Below are 15,884 nucleotides of genomic sequence, written 5' to 3' on the forward strand. Positions count from 1 at the left end.
GCCCTATGAGCACGCGTGCAGTCCTGGAGGTGATCGCCCTCGACGCCGAGGACGCGGTCGCCGCCCAGGCCGGAGGCGCGGACCGCCTCGAACTGGTCACCGACATGGCGGCCGACGGGCTGACCCCGTCGCCCGGGACCTTCGCCGCGATCCGGGCCGCCGTCGACATCGACCTGCGCGTGATGCTGAGGCTGACGGACGGATTCGCGGCGGGCGACGTCGAGCGCCTGGCCGGGGTGGCCGCGGAGCTGCGCGCGGCCGGGGCCGACCAGTTCGTGCTCGGGTTCCTCGGCACCGGCGGGGACGTGGACCTGGCGGCCGTGGAGCGCGTGACGGCCGAGCTGGCGGGCTGCCGCTGGACCTTCCACCGGGCCATCGACCGCGCCGCCGACCGGGACGCGCTGCGCAAGCAGCTCGCCGACCTGCCGGGCCTGGACACCTACCTCACCGCGGGCGCGGCGACGGGCGTGGACGAGGGCCTGCCCACCCTGCTCGCCGAGGCACGGCGCCGCGGCGAGCCGGGATACGGCCAGACCCTCCTGGTCGGGGGCGGCCTGCGGCTCGACCACCTGCCGAGCCTGCTGGCGGCCGGGATCGACGCCTTCCACATCGGCGGCGCGGCCCGGCCAAAAGGCTGGCAGGGCCCGGTCTCGGCACCGGCGGTACGCGCGTGGCGGCAGGCCCTCGACACGGTCTGACGGCCGGCCGGGCACGCCGGGCGCCGGAGCGGTTCCGGCGGTCCGGTGGCCGTGCGCGTCAGTCCAGCTGGGACGGGAGCGGGGACGCGTGCGTCACGATCAGACCGGAGACGGCACGGGTCAGCGCGACGTAGAGGCGGCGCAGGCCGGTGCGTTCATCGGGTTCGCCGTCGACCACCGCCTGCGGCTCGTCCAGCACCACGTAGTCGTACTCCAGGCCCTTCGCCAGGGACGCCGGCACCAGGGTGAGGCGGGTCTCGGCCGTCGTCTCCTCACCGGGCGCGAGGTATCCGATGCCCGCCGCCGTCAGGGCGTCCGCGAGCGCCGGTACCCGAGCGTCCGCCGCGATCAGGCCCGTCGACCCCTCGTTGCGCAGCAGTTCCTCGCAGGCCGCCACGGTCTCGGCGGCGCCGGCGGCCGCACGCACCGCGAAGAAGCCGGGGTTCTCCCGGACCGACGCGACCGGGGTGAGGCCCGGCGCGATGTGCGGCAGGAGCCGGGAGGCGTAGCCGATGACGTCCGTCGGGACGCGGAAACCGGCCGTCAGCTCCTCGATCACGCCGTCCGACTTGCCCAGGTGGGCCAGCGCCTCGTCCCAGCTGCGCGTCGCCCAGGGCGTGGTGCCCTGCGCCAGGTCGCCGAGGACCGTCGCCGAGCCCGTGGTGCAGCGGCGGCCGACCGCCCGGTACTGCATGGGGGACAGGTCCTGCGCCTCGTCCAGGACCACATGGCCGAGGGAGTGCGTCCGCTGCACGAGGTCCGTCGTCTCGTCGATCAGCACGGCGTCCGCGGCCGACCACCTGGCCGCCTTGACGCCGCGCACCGGCTTCGCCCAGACGATCGTCTTCTGCTCGTCCTCGTCGAGGATGCCCGCGGCGTGCTCGGCGAGGAAGTCCGCGTCCGTGAGCAGGCGCAGCACCAGCTTCGCCGGGTCGACGGGCGGCCAGACCTGCTTGACGACCGCCTTCACCGCCGTGTTGCGCGCCACCGCGTCCTGCACGCGGTCGTCGGGAGCCTCGCCCGAGCGTTCCATCTGGACCAGGACGGCGTGCGCGATGCGCTGCGGCAGGGCCTCGCGCGCGGCGCCGTACCGGATGCCACGGTCCAGCAACTCCTTGACCATGGCCTCCAGTTCGTACGCCGGGACGCGCCAGCGGCGGGAGCCGCGGACCACCACGACCGGCTCGACGGGCATCGTGACGTGCGCGTACACCGCCCGGCGCAGCACCTCCGCCATCCGGGCGTCGCCCTTGACGACCGCGGCGGGCGCGGGGTCGGTGCCGCGCACCTCGACGCCGTTCGCCACCAGGTCGTCCACCGTGGCCTGCTGGACCGTCAGCTCGCCGAGCGCGGGGAGCACCTGCTCGATGTAGTGCAGGAAGGACCGGTTCGGGCCGATGACCAGGGTGCCGGTGCGGGCCAGGCGCTCCCGGTGGGCGTAGAGCAGATAGGCGACCCGGTGCAGGCCGACGGCGGTCTTCCCGGTCCCCGGCCCGCCCTGCACGCACACGGTGCCGCCGAGCCCGCTGCGCACGATCTCGTCCTGCTCGGGCTGGATGGTCGCGACGATGTCCCGCATCGGTCCGACGCGCGGGCGCTCGATCTCCTGCTGGAGCAGCTTGCTGGTCCGGGCCGCCTCGCCGGGGTCGGACAGGTGCTCGTCCTCGTACGCGGTGATCTCGCCGCGGGTGTACCCGAAGCGGCGGCGCAGCGAGACGTCCAGCGGGTCCTTCTTGGAGGCGCGGTAGAACGGCTGCGAGACCGGCGCCCGCCAGTCGATGACCATCGGGTCGCCGTCGTGGTCGTGCACGTGCCGGCGGCCGATGTAGAAGCGTTCGCCGTCCGCGCCCTCGGCCTGGTCGGCGCCGGGGGCGTGCAGGTAGTCGAGGCGGCCGAAGAAGAGAGGCGTGTCGCTGAGGTCGGCCAGCGCCTTGATGCGCTCGTCGATCTGGCGGGCCAGCACCTCGGCGTTGACCCAGTTCGCGCTGACGTCGCTGATGTCCAGCGACTCGACGTCCTCCCGCATGGCCCGCAGGGCCGCCCGGGATCCGGCGAGGTGGGCGCGCTCGCGGGAGAGGGGGTCGGTGGCCGGTGCCGCGTGCGGGTCCGTGAGGGGGTCGTGGGCGGGCGTGGACAAGGGGGTGCCTCCGAAGCCTGCGGATGGGGGTGGCGCCCACGATGAGTGGCGCACAGGTGGCGGTCAGCCGGCCGGTTTCCGTCCGGTCGGCGGCACTCCGGGGAAGGAGGCGGGCAAGAGCGGAGATTGTAGTGAGGTGAGGGCCGGGGAGGCCAATGGATTTACGGCGGGGCGCGCCGCGCGGGCGGGGCCCGGACCGGGAGCGGGGCCGGAGTCGCGGCCGGGTTCCCCTGGGGGGTGCGGGCCGTCGTGGCCGGGTCCCCTAGGGGGCGTGTCCCTCGTGGGGTGGGGCGGAGACAGGGGGTGCCGTCCGTCGGCGGGTGGACCGGCGGGTCCGCGAAATTGGACCCGTGGACCGATGCCGTACCCGTGTCCGGCGTTCCACCATGGAGGCATGAGCGCAGCAACCATCCATCCGGCCCCGAGCCGTCCACCGGGCGCCACCGCCCTGGACGGCGTCCCGCACCCGCACCACCGTCTGGGCGACGCCCTGCGCGCCGTCAAGGTCTTCGTCGGCGCGGCGTTCAGCGTCGCCATACTCGGCGAGTACGGCGAGGAAGCGGGCATACGCCGCAGGTGACGGCATAGGGTCACCTCCGTGCCGAACCGGACGGTGACGTCTTCCCCCCTGCCCTCCCGCACCCTGGCCCTCTCCCTCCTGGCGGTCTCCCTCTCCTCCTTCGCCGTCCTGTGCCTCCTGCTGCACGCCCCGATGGCCGACCTGCTGGTCTACCGGGCCGAGGGCGAGGCCGTGGTCCGCGGCGGCGACCTGTACGGCTTCACGGTCACCCGGTGGCGGCTGCCGGCGACGTACCCGCCCTTCGCGGCGGTCCTGTTCGTCCCGACGACCTGGATCCCCGTCCCCGCCCTGAAAGCGGCGTTCCTCGCGGGCAACGCGCTCCTGCTCGCCTGCCTCGTCGCCCGCTCCGCCCGCCTCGCCGGCCGCCCGGCACCCCTCCCGGTGCTGTGCACGGCCACCGCTCTCGCCCTCTGGCTGGAGCCGGTCTTCCAGACGCTGCTCTTCGGCCAGATCAACCTGCTGATCGCCTGCCTCGTCCTGTGGGACCTCACCCGCCCGCCCGGCGCCCGCGGCAAGGGCCTGGCCCTCGGGATCGCGGCGGGCCTCAAGCTCACCCCGGCGATCTTCATCGCCTACCTGTTCCTCACCGCGCGCAGAAGGGAGGCGGGCGTCGCGGCGGCGTCCTTCGCCGCCACGGCGGGGCTCGGTGCCCTGCTCCTCCCGGCGGCGACCGTGGACTTCTGGACACGGCGCCTGTTCGAGACGGGCCGGATCGGCAAGGCCTGGATCGTCGACAACCAGTCGCTTCAGGGCCTGGTGGCGCGGGCGGCGGGCACGCAGGCGCCGGGCCCGGCCTGGGTGCTTCCGGCGGCCGTGCTCGCGGCGGCGGGCCTGTGGCTGGCGGCCCGCGCCCACCGCGCCCACGGCGAGCGCGGCGAGCGCCTGGGCATCCTGCTCACCGCGTTCACGGCCCTGCTGATCAGCCCGATCAGCTGGTCCCACCACTGGGTGTGGTGCGTGCCGCTGCTCGCGGTGCTCCGGGCGGAGGGCCGCCCGTTCCTCGCGGCCTGCACGGCCCTGGTGTTCACCGCCCGCACGATGTGGGTGCTGCCGCACGAGGGCGACCGGGACCTGCACCTGCCCTGGTGGCAGCAGCCGTTCGCCGCGCCCTACCCGCTGCTGGGGCTGGCGCTGCTGGCGGGAGCGGCGCTGGCCCTGCGGCGGCACGTCCGCGCCCGCCCGGACCGTCAGCCGTCCGTGCCCGCGACGCCCTCCGTGCCCTCCGCGAGGAGTTCGTCCGCGTCGACGATGCGGTAGGCGTAGCCCTGCTCCGCCAGGAACCGCTGCCGGTGGGCGGCGAAGTCCTGGTCGATCGTGTCGCGGGCGACGACGGAGTAGAAGTGCGCCTTGTGGCCGTCGGCCTTCGGGCGCAGCACCCGGCCGAGGCGCTGGGCCTCCTCCTGGCGGGAGCCGAAGGTGCCCGACACCTGGATGGCGACCGTCGCCTCCGGCAGGTCGATGGAGAAGTTGGCGACCTTCGAGACCACCAGCACGCTGATCTCGCCCTCGCGGAAGGCGTCGAAGAGCTTCTCGCGCTGGGCGTTGGAGGTCTCGCCCTTGATCACGGGGGCGTTCAGGTGCTCGCCCAGCTCGTCGAGCTGGTCGATGTACTGGCCGATGACCAGGATCTGCTGGCCGGCGAAACGCTTCACGATCGCCTCCGTGACCTTCCGCTTGGTCGCGGTGGTCGCGCAGAACCGGTACTTCTCCTCGGCCTCGGCGGTGGCGTAGGCGAGCCGCTCCGAGTCCGTGAGGTTCACCCGCACCTCGACGCAGTCGGCGGGCGCGATGTAGCCCTGCGCCTCGATCTCCTTCCAGGGGGCGTCGAAGCGCTTGGGCCCGATGAGGGAGAACACGTCCGACTCCCGGCCGTCCTCGCGCACGAGGGTGGCCGTCAGCCCCAGCCGCCTGCGGGCCTGGAGGTCGGCGGTGAACTTGAAGACGGGAGCCGGCAGCAGATGGACCTCGTCGTAGACGATCAGGCCCCAGTCACGGGAGTCGAAGAGTTCCAGGTGCGGGTAGACGCCCTTCCGCCGGGTGGTGAGCACCTGGTACGTGGCGATCGTGACGGGCCGGATCTCCTTCCGCGTCCCGCTGTACTCGCCGATCTCGTCCTCGGTCAGGCTGGTCCGCTTGACCAGTTCGTGCTTCCACTGGCGCGCGGAGACGGTGTTGGTGACGAGGATCAGCGTCGTCGACTTGGCCTCGGCCATGGATCCCGCGCCGACCAGCGTCTTGCCCGCTCCGCACGGCAGCACGACGACACCGCTGCCGCCGTGCCAGAAGTTCTCCACGGCCTGCTTCTGGTAGGGGCGCAGCGCCCAGCCGTCCTCGGCCAGCTCGATCGGGTGGGCCTCGCCGTCCACGTATCCGGCGAGGTCCTCGGCGGGCCAGCCCAGCTTCAGGAGCGTCTGCTTGATCTGCCCGCGCTCGGAGGGGTGCACGGCCACGGTGTCCGGGTCGATCCGGGCGCCGACCAGCGGGATGATCCGCTTGGAGCGCAGGATCTCCTCCAGGACCGGCCGGTCGGTGGTGGTGAGCACCAGGCCGTGCGTCGGGTGCTTGGAGAGCGTCAGCCGGCCGTAGCGGTCCATCGTCTCCGCGATGTCCACCAGCAGCGCGTGCGGCACCGGGTAGCGGCTGTACTCGACGAGCGCGTCCACGACCTGCTCGGCGTCGTGTCCGGCCGCCCGCGCGTTCCACAGGCCCAGCGGGGTGACCCGGTAGGTGTGGATGTGCTCCGGCGCACGCTCCAGCTCGGCGAAGGGGGCGATCGCCCGACGGCAGTCGTCGGCCCGCTCGTGGTCGACTTCCAGGAGCAGCGTCTTGTCGGACTGGACGATCAACGGACCATTCACGCGCGGCACCCTTTCCCTTTCGGCCCATCGGCCATCGCCATGGCGGCCATCGTCATGGGCCAAAGTTCCAGTGTGCCTCATGGGGCGGCGGTTCCGGGCCGGGAGCCGGCGCGGGCCGGTGGGGGCTTGTCGCGCAGTTCCCCGCGCCCCTTCACCTGGGACCAGCGGGCCCCCGTGCTGGAGGGCGCGGGGATCTAGGGAATCTATGCGAAGGCCCCCCGGTCCGCGGCCCGGCGGGGGGCTTGTCGCGCCGGATCAGCGGGCCCACCTGCTTGGGGGCGCGGGGAGCTGCGCGAAGGCCCCCCGGCCGGTCTGCGGCGCGGCGGGGGCTTGTCGCGCCGGGCCGGCGGGCCCACCTGCTTGGGGGCGCGGGGAACTGCGCGAACGGCCCCCACCGGCCCGCGGCCGACCGACGACCCGACCCGGCACCGCCCCGCCCCGCCCCCAGGCACCAGGCACCCGGCACCGGTCCGGAACGCCTGCTGAGGGCCGCTCAGTCCTCCGCGAGCTCCGCCACCCCGGTCACCCGGTGCAGGGGGTAGGTGCGCACCTCGTCCGCCGTGTGGTCGTACGCCGTGACGAAGCCGCCCTCGACCCGGATCGGGGCGATGACGCGCTGACTGGCGGTGCCCTCGGCGTTGACGTAACCGATCCACAGGGTGCCGCCGGTGAGGACGGCGGCCTGCATGGTGGCCAGGGTCTCGGCGGCGGCGGTGCGCGGGAGTTCGCCGCCCTGGACCGGGGTGCCGGCCGCCTTGCGCGGGGTGGTGGCGGCCAGGTCCCCGGCGCGGATCGCACGGATCGCGGCGGCCAGCAGGGTGCCGTCCGGCGGGGGCGGGCCGTCCGGTACCGGTTCGGGGGCCGCACGCGGCGGGGTGCGGTGGGCGTGCGCGCGGGTGATCAGGACGTCGCCCTCGGCGGACTCGGCGGCGGGCGCGTAGCCCATCGCGCGCAGGCCCTCCAGGATGCCCGCCGGGTCGCCCTGGGTGGCGAGCACGGTCGGGGCCAGGCGGCGCAGGCCCAGCGCGGCGGCCCGCTTGTCGGCCATGATCTCGTTCAGGACGGTGTCGTCGTCGCAGCGGACGTAGGCCGAGGCCGCGCCCACCCGCAGATGGCCGTGCCTGCGGGCCACGTCGTCGACCAGGTAGGCGAGCGGCTGCGGTACCGGCGTGCGGGAGTGCGCGGTGAGGAAGGCGTGCAGGTCGGTCGCGGTGCGGCCGGCGTCCAGGGCACGGCGGACCGAGGCGGGCGTGAAGCGGTAGACGGTCGCGCCGCCCTTGGACTCGACGTCGGCGAGCACACCCAGCGCGTCGGCGAGCGGCCGTCTCAGCGGGCCGGGAGCGACCGCGGTCAGGTCGGCCTGGAGCAGGACGTGGTCGAGGGGCTCCGGCAGCAGCGGGGCCAGCAGGCGGCCCGCGGCCGCGGCGGCGACGGCCTGCTCGGGCGGCGAGAGCGGTTCGAGGGCGGCGGGACGGTGGTGGTGCACGGGCAGCTTGTCGCCGGGACCGGTGGACCGGCGCGGCTCCGGTTCCTGCTCGGTCTCGGCCGGCGGCGCGCCCAGCAGCACCCTGCCGTGGGCCGACAGCGCCCCGCGTCCCGTCACGCCGAGCAGTTCGGCCTCCGACAGGGTCCAGCGGGCCAGCCGGCCGCGCAGGTCCTCACCCTGCTGCTGCGGTCCGCGCAGCGGCCGCTCCCAGCGCAGCCGGGCCAGCACCGAGGCGGCGGCCGGCGCGGTGCCCTCCGGGAGCCCGGCCAGCAGCGTCAGCACCCGGTGGCGTACCTCGGGTGCGGCCGAGCGGTCGAGGCCGGGGCCGAGTGCGGACAGCGTGCGGTCCTTGGCGTCCCGGCCGCCGACCAGACCGGAGGCGCGGGTCGCGGTCAGCCAGGCCTGGGCGAGCAGGGCCCAGCGTTCGGCCGGGGGCCGGTCCAGCCACTCGTCGTAGGCGGGGGTGGCCGCGTACCGCTCGTCGGCCTCGCCGTCGGAGGCGAGCAGCCCGGCCGCGTACGCCAGCTCGACCCAGAAGGCCGCGACCGGCTCGGGCAGGTCCAGGGCGACGGCGGTGCGCTTCAGGTCCCGGACGCTCAGACCGCCGGCCCGCAGCACCGCGGGTCCGCCCTCGTCCCAGTCCTTGAGCAGTTCCTCGACGGTGGCCAGCGCGGTGTACGCCTGTCCGGCCGCCGTGGTGTCCACAACCTGTGGACGGTGCGTGGCCGTCGGCTCGACCACCGGCGGCACCGGCTCCGGCTCGCGGTGCGCGCGGCCCTCCCGCAGGTGCAGGGCGACCTCGCGGGGGAGGACCACCGTGCCCGGCGCGGTCGGCAGCAGCAGGCCGCGGTCCAGGAGCCAGCGCAGATGGGCGGCGGGTTCCGGGGTGACCTGACCGTACGGCGGGCCCCAGACCAGCCGGGAGAGGACGTCGAGGGACTCGGCGGGCGCGCCGGCGAGCAGCTTCGCCATCTTCCTGCGGTGGCCGAACAGCTTGCCCAGCGCGTTCACCGCGGAGACCGCGTCATGGGTCGAGGGCAGTCCGGCGGCGGTGACGATCTCCTGGATGCGGCCCGGTGACATGCCCGAGGCGGCCTCCCGCACGCTCGGGCCCAGCCCGGTCGGCGAGGGGTACTGCGGGGACGGGGCGAGCACCTCGCGCGCGGTCCGCACCAGCCGCAGCCGGTCGTCGTCGCCCCACACCAGCGCCTGGTCGCGGAGCGTGCCGAGGGCGCGCGGCAGGGCGGCGGCGACCGCCGGGTCCCCGGCGTCGCCGGCCATCAGGCCGAGCAGTTCGGCGTAGGCCGTCGGGTCGCCGGCCACCGCCAGCGCCTCCGCGGTCTGCAGCGCGAAGCGGTCCAGGCGCTCCAGGGCGCGCAGCACCGAGGCGCGGGTGCCCGCCCGGGTGGCCAGCTGGGTGACGTCGGTGGGGACGGGGGTGATGAGGTCGGGGCGGGCGCGCAGCAGGACGGCCAGGGAGGCGTCGTCCCTGGCGCGAAGCGCCTCCGCGAGGGAGCGCGGCGGGGTGGCCGGGTTGCTCATCCGACCCACGGTAGCGGGTGCGGGACGGGCACCGGGGTCACCGGGCGGTTCCCGACCCGCTCGTCGTGCACCCGTCACCCCGGGCGGCGGACGGCGGCCCGGGACGACGGATGCGGCAACCGCCCCCGGCCGGAGCGGCGTTGCCCGTGGACGCGCGGGCCGACATGACGGGTGACCTGCGCTACCGTCGTTGCGCAGAGTCATTCAAGACAGCGGCCCCGGAGGGGACTTCGTGGGGATCGAGAGCGATCAGGTCGTCTACGAGTATCTGAGCCGGGTCGGGGACATCGCGCACCAGCGCCAGTTGTCGTCGGCCGACCGGATGCGGCTGGTGTCGGGGCTGCGCAACGAGATCGACCGGCACCGGGCGAAGGCGGCCGTGGACAGCCCCGCCGCGGTCCGGCGCATCCTGGACCGGCTGGGCTCGCCCGACGAGGTCGTCGAGGCGGCCGGAGGTACGGCGGAGACCGCCGCGCCGGCACCGCAGGGGCCTGCTGTTCCCGTCCAGCGGGAGGCCGGGGCGCCCACCGGGAGCGAGCACCTGCGCCGGGTCGTACCGCGGCCCCGGTCCGCCGAACGGGAGGCCGGCCCGACGCCGCGCGACTGGTGGCGGGTGGACAGCAGCCCGTTCGGCGACGGCGACAGCGTGCCGGGGTTCGTGGGCGGCGTGGAGATCCCGGAGCTGCTGCGGAAGCCGCGGCCGCGCGAGGACGAACCGGAGGAGGCGGTGGCCGAGCCGGTGCCGGTGCCGGGGGCCGGGGCGGTCGAGGAGGTCGTGGCGCCCGTCCGCCGACGGCTGTGGGGCGTCCCGAGGCCGGCGGTCGGCTGGAGCAACCCGCTGCTGCTGCTCGCCGCGGCGGCGCTGGTGGTGGGCGCGGTCCTCGGCAACTGGTTCGCGCTGCTCCTGGGCTGGCTGATCGCCTACGGCTCCCGCCGGCTCACCCCGGCGGAGACCAAGCTGGCCGTGATGTGGGTCCCGGGCCTGTCCGTGACGGCGGGCCTGGTCTGGCTGTGGGGCCGCAGCGCGGGCCGTTGGGGCGAGCCGGTGGCGCAGGGGCACATGAGCGACGCGGTGGGTGAGACGTGGCCGTGGGTGGTGCGGGGGGCGGCGGTGGCGTCGGCGCTGTATCTGGTGTGGCGGTCGCAGCGGAAGCGGTGACGACCGGCCCGGCCGGGCCCGGACAGAGGTCGGGTCGTCGGTCGGCGGCGGGCCGGTGGCGGCCGTTCGCGCGGTTCCCCGCGCCCCCGAGCAGGTGGGCCCCCTGATCCGGCGCGACAAGCCCCCACCGGCCCGCACCCGGCCCGTGACCGGAACCCGGTGCCTTCCGCACCCCCCGGCACAATGGTCGATATGACTTCTCGCGCCCTCACCGTCGGGTTCGATCTCGACATGACCCTCATCGACTCCCGGCCCGGGATCCACGCGTGCTACACGGCGCTGGCCGAGCGGACGGGAACCCACATCGACGCCGATCTCGCGATCACCCGGCTGGGGCCGCCGCTCGCCGAGGAACTGATCAACTGGTTCCCGGCCGAGCGGATCGCGGAGATGAGCGAGCTGTACCGGGCGATGTACCCGGAGATAGCCATCGCCGCGACGCCCGCCATGCCCGGCGCCCGCGAGGCGATCGAGGCGGTGCGCGGCGCGGGCGGCAGGGCCGTCGTGGTCACCGCGAAGTACGAGCCCAACGCGAAGCTGCACCTCACCCATCTCGGCATGGTCCCGGACGCGGTGGTCGGCGACCTCTGGGCCGAGCAGAAGGCCGCCGCGCTGCGCGAGCACGGCGCGAGCGTGTACGTCGGGGACCACGTCGGCGACGTGCGCGGGGCACGTACCGCCGGAGCGCTGTCCGTCGCCGTGGCCACCGGGCCGTGCGCCGCGGACGAACTGCTCGCGGCGGGCGCCGACGTGGTGCTGGGGGATCTCACCGAACTCCCGGCCTGGCTGGCGGCCTACCGGGAGGACGCCTCCCGGGCCTGACGGCGCCCCGCCGTGATCGACTGGAGCACTCCGGCGGCCGCGACCAGGAAGCCGACGCCCATGAGCATGCTCAACAGGTACATGTAGGTCGGAAAAGGCTTCGCGCCGAGGAACAGCGGTATCACGGTGACGAGAGTGGCCACCGTACCGATGAAGAAGAGCACGGCACCGGCGCGGATCAGTCGGTCGCCGGGCCCGGCGGAATTCGCTTGGGTTTTGTCACGCACTCGACCAGGGTAGTTCCCTGCCCGAAGGAACAACCGGGCGACGTCTTGTCACGCGCCCGCAGACCATTAGCCTTGGTACCGGCGGGTCACGGTCGACCCGCCCGAGTGCTGTCAAGAGCCGTTCCAGAGCTGTTGCATTCAGAAGTTTACCGAGCAGTTTCCGACGAGATACGAGGACGAGGACAGACGTGCCTACCGGCAAGGTCAAGTGGTTCAACAGCGAGAAGGGCTTCGGCTTTCTCTCCCGCGACGACGGCGGTGACGTCTTCGTCCATTCCTCGGTTCTCCCCGACGGGGTCGACGCACTCAAGCCCGGACAGCGCGTGGAGTTCGGCGTCGTCGCCGGTCAGCGCGGTGACCAGGCACTGTCGGTGGTCCTGCTCGACCCCACTCCGTCGGTCGCCGCCGCCCAGCGCAAGAAGCCGGACGAACTGGCCTCGATCGTCCAGGATCTGACGACCCTGCTCGAAAACATCACGCCGATGCTGGAGCGCGGCCGTTACCCCGACAAGGCCGCCGGCGCGAAGATCGCCGGACTGCTGCGGGCGGTCGCGGACCAGCTCGACGTGTAAGCGGTCAAGAGACCGGCACGTCACGTAAGCGGGCACGTCCGTAACCGCTTTTACGGGAAATCGAGTGCGTGCGGGCCGAGGGGCGGGACGAGTCCCTCGGCCGCCGCCCGGGTGAGCAGCCCGCGAACGGCCGCGTAGCCGTCCTCACCGAGTTCCGAGGTGAACTCGTTGACGTAGAGCCCGATGTGCTGGTCGGCGACGGCCGGGTCCATCTCCTGCGCGTGCGCCATGACGTAGGGCCGGGAGGCCTCGGGGTCGTCCCAGGCCGCGCGGACCGAGGCGCGGATCGCATCGGCGAGCCGGGTGAGCGTCTCCGTGCCGAGGGACCGCTTGGCGATGATCGCGCCGAGCGGGATCGGCAGGCCCGTCGTGCTCTCCCAGTGCTCGCCCATGTCGGCGAGCTTGTGCAGCCCGTAGTTCTGGTAGGTGAAACGCGCCTCGTGGATCACCAGCCCCGCGTCGACCTTCCCGTCCCGCACGGCCGGCATGATCTCGTGGAACGGCATGACCACGATCTCGCCGACCCCGCCCGGCAGCGTGTCCGCCGCCCACAGCCGGAACAGCAGGTACGCCGTCGACCTCTCGCTCGGCACGGCGACCGTACGGCCCGTCAGGTCCGCCCCGGCCTCCCGGGTCAGCACCAGCGGCCCGCAGCCCCGGCCCAGCGCGCCGCCGCAGGGCAGCAGCGCGTACTCGTCGAGGACGTACGGCAGCACGGCGTACGACACCTTCAGCGCGTCGGACTCGCCGCGCTCGGCCATGCCGTTGGTGATGTCGATGTCCGCGAAGGCCACGTCGAGGGCGGGCGCGCCCTCGACACGGCCGTGGGCGAGGGCGTCGAAGACGAAGGTGTCGTTCGGGCAGGGCGAGTAGGCGATGCTCAACGAGTCAGCGGTGGTCATGAGGGTTCCAACTCTCCAGGACGGGCGCGAGCTTCCCGAAGGCCCCGGTCAGGGCGTCCAGGGCGGCCGGAATGCGCCAGGCGTCCCGGTCGCGGGGACCGACGGGGTTGGAGACCGCGCGGATCTCCAGTACGGGTACGCCGTGCGCGGCGGCCGCCTCGGCCACGCCGAAGCCCTCCATGGCCTCCGCGAGGGCGTGCGGGTGCCGGGCGCACAGGTCGGCGGCGCGGGCGGCCGAGCCGGTCACGGTGGACACGGTGAGGACCGCCCCGGGGCGGGCTCCGGTCGCCTCGGCGGTGGCTCGTACGAGTGGATCCGGCGGACGGTGGCTGACGGTCCCGAATCCCAGTTCGGTGACCGGCACGAACCCGTCGGCGGTCTCGGCGCCCAGGTCAGCCGCGACGATCTCGTCGGCGACGACGAGCGACCCGACGGGGGCCGCGGGCTGGAAACCGCCGGCGATCCCGGCGGAGACGACCAGCGCGTAGGGGCGGCCCTCCAGGGCGGCCACGGTGAGCGCGGTCGCGGTGGCCGCGGCGGCCGGGGCCGGACCCACTCCGGCGGCGAGCAGGTCGTACCCGCCCGCGGTGCGCAGCAGCGTCGCGGCGGGCAGCCGTACCTCGGTCGTACCGCCCGGGAACGCCGCCGCCACCGCGTCCCGTTCGGCCGGGACCGCGGTGGCCACGAGGACGCGTACGGCGGACGTGGTCAGGCGTCCTTCTTGAGCTTGAAGGACCACAGGCCCAGCACCGACTTGTCGCCCTCCTTGATGGAGACGAGCGTCGAGTTGCCGGAGGCGCCGTACTGGGCGTTGAAGAACACGCTGCCCGGGATGGTGCGGTAGGTCTTCTTGCTGGAGTCGGTGAGCGGCTGACCGTTCATCAGGATCGTCCAGCCGTTGTCCGCGATCTTCGGGTCGACGCCGAAGCGGACCGTGTCGTCCGGATCCACCTTGATGGACTCGATCCCGGTGTCCTTGAGGCAGTTCGCGAGGGAGGCCGCGTTCAGGGCCTTGCCGTCGTTGTAGCAGGCGGCCTCGGAGTTGACCGAGGACGTACCGACGGTGATCGTGGCGATCGGCGTCGGCTTGTCACAGGCCGACAGAACGAGCAGTCCGGCGGAAACGGCGCCGGCGGCGGCGACGACGCGGCGGCGTCGCGAGCGGGAGTGCAGCGTGGTCATGGCCGAAGGCTATCGGGCGCTCCGGGCCGTCTCCCCACGTGGGGTACGGCGTGCCCGGTTCGTTACGCCGGCTGCGCGCCTCAGGCCACCCTCGGCCGGGTCCGGGGACCGTGCCGGGCCGAATCGAGCAGGCCGCGCAGGGTGGCCAGCCAGCCGGCCGCCACGATCACGGCCGCCACCACCAGGCCCAGGGTCCCGTTCAGCGGCATCACGATGCCCACCGCGCCGCCGAACACCCAGGCCATCTGGAGCAGCGTCTCGGAGCGGGCGAACGCCGAGGTGCGCACCTGCTCCGGCACGTCCCGCTGGATCAGCGCGTCCAGGCACAGCTTGGCCAGCGCCTGCCCGAATCCGGCCACCGCCGCCAGCACGGCCACCAGCAGTGCCCCGAAGAACAGGGCCGCGACGATCGCCGTCCCCAGCACCACGGCGACCACCGTCACGATGATGATCTCCGGCGTCCGGGAGCGCAGCCAGGCGCCCACCGCCGTACCGAGCGCGTTGCCCGCGCCCGCGGCCACCCCCACTATCCCCAGCGACACCGCGGCGCTCTCACCGGTCAGCGGGTGCTCCCTGAGCAGGAACGCCAGGAAGAAGATCAGGAAGCCGGAGAGGCAGCGCAGGGCCGCGTTCGCGCCGAGTGCGTGCGTGACGGCCGGACCCACCGTCCGCAGCCCCGGCCGCTTCGTCCCCTTGCGGAGCGGGCCGTGCAGGTGCTCCTCGTCGGCGGCGAGCAGCGCCACGTCCTCGCCCTTGGCCGAGTCGACCTTCGCGGGCAGCGTGAAGGAGAGGAAGGTACCCGCGACGAAGATCACGAAGGCGCCGTACAGCGGCCAGGGGTCACCGATGGCGTGCAGCCCGGCGCCGACCGGGGCGGCCACACCGGTGGCGAGCAGCCCGGCGAGCGTGACCCGCGAGTTGGCCTTCACCAGGGAGATGCCGGGCGGCAGCAGCCGGGGCACGACGGCACTGCGCACCACGCCGTACGCCTTCGACGCGACCAGCACCCCGAGCGCCGCCGGGTACAGCTCCAGGCTGCCGCCGGCCACCGCGCCCGAGATGATCAGCGCGAGCAGCGCCCGCGCCAGCATTGCGCCGGCCATCGCGGCGCGCCGGCCGTGCGGGAGGCGGTCGAGCAGCGGGCCGATGACCGGGGCGAGCACGGTGAAGGGCGCCATGGTGATGGCGAGGTACAGCGCGACCCGCCCGCGGGCCTCGTCGGTCGGCACCGAGAAGAACACGGTGGAGGCCAGCGCGACGGTGACCATGACGTCACCCGCGCCGTTGACCGCGTGCAGTTCGATCAGCTTGCCGAGACCGGACTCGCCGGCGCCGTGCGCGTGCGTGGCCCTGCGGATGCTCCGGGCGGTACCGGTCACCGGGAGGTGCAGGGCACGCCCGACGGAGCGGACGGCACCGCGCATCCGGCCCGCACCGCTACCGGCCCCGACGGTGCGCTGGGGGGATTTCGCGGTTGCCACGTCGTTCATAGTGCCCTGAGACGACAGTTCCTAGTGCACTTTGTGACCAAGCGAGTCGGAGACGGCACCGCCGCCACCGCCTTCGCCGACCCAGGCTCCGCGCCGGACTGTCGCCCACGACCGGCGACGGGGTAGCGTGCGTATCTCAGCCATAAAGCACAATGGATGGCAGAGGTGCGCCCGAGAGCGATCGGACGCGGACGTCGATGCGGCCCACAGGTCCGCTCCGTCCGCCCCA

The 15,884-nt window shown here is 74.1% G+C and carries 14 protein-coding genes; 6 read left to right on the forward strand and 8 right to left on the reverse strand.

Features of this window, described 5'->3' with window-relative positions:
- The first annotated feature begins 5 nt into the window (after positions 1-5).
- Positions 6-698, forward strand: a complete 693-nt coding sequence (locus ACIRQ9_RS11975) for a copper homeostasis protein CutC (RefSeq protein WP_404170356.1) — start codon at positions 6-8, stop codon at positions 696-698.
- A gap of 58 nt (positions 699-756) precedes the next feature.
- Here ACIRQ9_RS11975 and ACIRQ9_RS11980 read toward each other — a convergent pair whose 3' ends face one another.
- Positions 757-2,835, reverse strand: coding sequence for a HelD family protein (locus ACIRQ9_RS11980; RefSeq protein WP_404170359.1), 2,079 nt, complete (start codon positions 2,833-2,835; stop codon positions 757-759).
- A 394-nt stretch (positions 2,836-3,229) separates the two neighbouring features.
- Between ACIRQ9_RS11980 and ACIRQ9_RS11985 the strand changes: the two genes are divergently transcribed.
- Both ACIRQ9_RS11985 and ACIRQ9_RS11990 read left to right on the forward strand, forming a co-directional pair.
- Complete coding sequence (locus ACIRQ9_RS11985) at positions 3,230-3,415, forward strand: hypothetical protein (RefSeq protein WP_351321422.1); 186 nt, start codon at positions 3,230-3,232, stop codon at positions 3,413-3,415.
- A gap of 132 nt (positions 3,416-3,547) precedes the next feature.
- Positions 3,548-4,672 (forward strand): glycosyltransferase 87 family protein, encoded by a 1,125-nt coding sequence (locus ACIRQ9_RS11990; RefSeq protein WP_404170901.1) that lies wholly within the window; start codon positions 3,548-3,550, stop codon positions 4,670-4,672.
- Here ACIRQ9_RS11990 and ACIRQ9_RS11995 read toward each other — a convergent pair.
- Both ACIRQ9_RS11995 and ACIRQ9_RS12000 read right to left on the reverse strand, forming a co-directional pair.
- Positions 4,603-6,273: a DNA repair helicase XPB gene (locus tag ACIRQ9_RS11995; RefSeq protein WP_404170362.1), complete on the reverse strand. Its 1,671-nt coding sequence runs from the start codon at positions 6,271-6,273 to the stop codon at positions 4,603-4,605. The two genes, ACIRQ9_RS11990 and ACIRQ9_RS11995, sit on opposite strands and share 70 nt — an antisense overlap.
- Before the next feature lie 493 nt (positions 6,274-6,766).
- Complete coding sequence (locus ACIRQ9_RS12000; protein ID WP_404170364.1) at positions 6,767-9,301, reverse strand: helicase-associated domain-containing protein; 2,535 nt, start codon at positions 9,299-9,301, stop codon at positions 6,767-6,769.
- 232 nt (positions 9,302-9,533) lie between these two features.
- Here ACIRQ9_RS12000 and ACIRQ9_RS12005 point away from each other — a divergent pair, with 232 nt between their 5' ends.
- Both ACIRQ9_RS12005 and ACIRQ9_RS12010 read left to right on the forward strand, forming a co-directional pair.
- On the forward strand, positions 9,534-10,460 hold the full coding sequence (locus ACIRQ9_RS12005; RefSeq protein WP_404170367.1) for a hypothetical protein: 927 nt from the start codon (positions 9,534-9,536) through the stop codon (positions 10,458-10,460).
- A gap of 192 nt (positions 10,461-10,652) precedes the next feature.
- A complete protein-coding gene (locus ACIRQ9_RS12010) occupies positions 10,653-11,282 on the forward strand; it encodes an HAD family hydrolase (protein ID WP_404170370.1) in 630 nt (209 codons plus the stop codon).
- Here the strand turns inward: ACIRQ9_RS12010 and ACIRQ9_RS12015 are convergent.
- On the reverse strand, positions 11,255-11,509 hold the full coding sequence (locus ACIRQ9_RS12015) for a hypothetical protein (protein ID WP_404170373.1): 255 nt from the start codon (positions 11,507-11,509) through the stop codon (positions 11,255-11,257). The genes ACIRQ9_RS12010 and ACIRQ9_RS12015 overlap by 28 nt on opposite strands.
- Before the next feature lie 188 nt (positions 11,510-11,697).
- Between ACIRQ9_RS12015 and ACIRQ9_RS12020 the strand changes: the two genes are divergently transcribed.
- On the forward strand, positions 11,698-12,081 hold the full coding sequence (locus ACIRQ9_RS12020; protein WP_093501504.1) for a cold-shock protein: 384 nt from the start codon (positions 11,698-11,700) through the stop codon (positions 12,079-12,081).
- Positions 12,082-12,131: 50 nt separating this feature from the next.
- Here the strand turns inward: ACIRQ9_RS12020 and ACIRQ9_RS12025 are convergent, their stop codons facing one another.
- From ACIRQ9_RS12025 to ACIRQ9_RS12040, 4 genes are all read right to left on the reverse strand, one after another.
- Complete coding sequence (locus ACIRQ9_RS12025) at positions 12,132-12,983, reverse strand: 1,4-dihydroxy-6-naphthoate synthase (RefSeq protein ID WP_404170377.1); 852 nt, start codon at positions 12,981-12,983, stop codon at positions 12,132-12,134.
- The gene (locus ACIRQ9_RS12030; RefSeq protein WP_404170380.1) at positions 12,970-13,722 is read right to left on the reverse strand and encodes a futalosine hydrolase; all 753 of its coding nucleotides are present in this window, start codon (positions 13,720-13,722) and stop codon (positions 12,970-12,972) included. The genes ACIRQ9_RS12025 and ACIRQ9_RS12030 overlap by 14 nt, the downstream gene beginning before the upstream one ends.
- Positions 13,692-14,165, reverse strand: coding sequence for a DUF2771 domain-containing protein (locus ACIRQ9_RS12035; RefSeq protein WP_404170383.1), 474 nt, complete (start codon positions 14,163-14,165; stop codon positions 13,692-13,694). Before ACIRQ9_RS12035 ends, ACIRQ9_RS12030 begins: the two co-directional genes overlap by 31 nt.
- 80 nt (positions 14,166-14,245) lie before the next feature.
- On the reverse strand, positions 14,246-15,589 hold the full coding sequence (locus ACIRQ9_RS12040; protein WP_404170904.1) for an MFS transporter: 1,344 nt from the start codon (positions 15,587-15,589) through the stop codon (positions 14,246-14,248).
- Positions 15,590-15,884 lie beyond the last annotated feature (295 nt).

Origin of the sequence: Streptomyces sp. NPDC101237 (assembly GCF_044767465.1) — a bacterium.
GTDB classification, from domain to species: Bacteria; Actinomycetota; Actinomycetes; order Streptomycetales; family Streptomycetaceae; genus Streptomyces; species Streptomyces gramineus.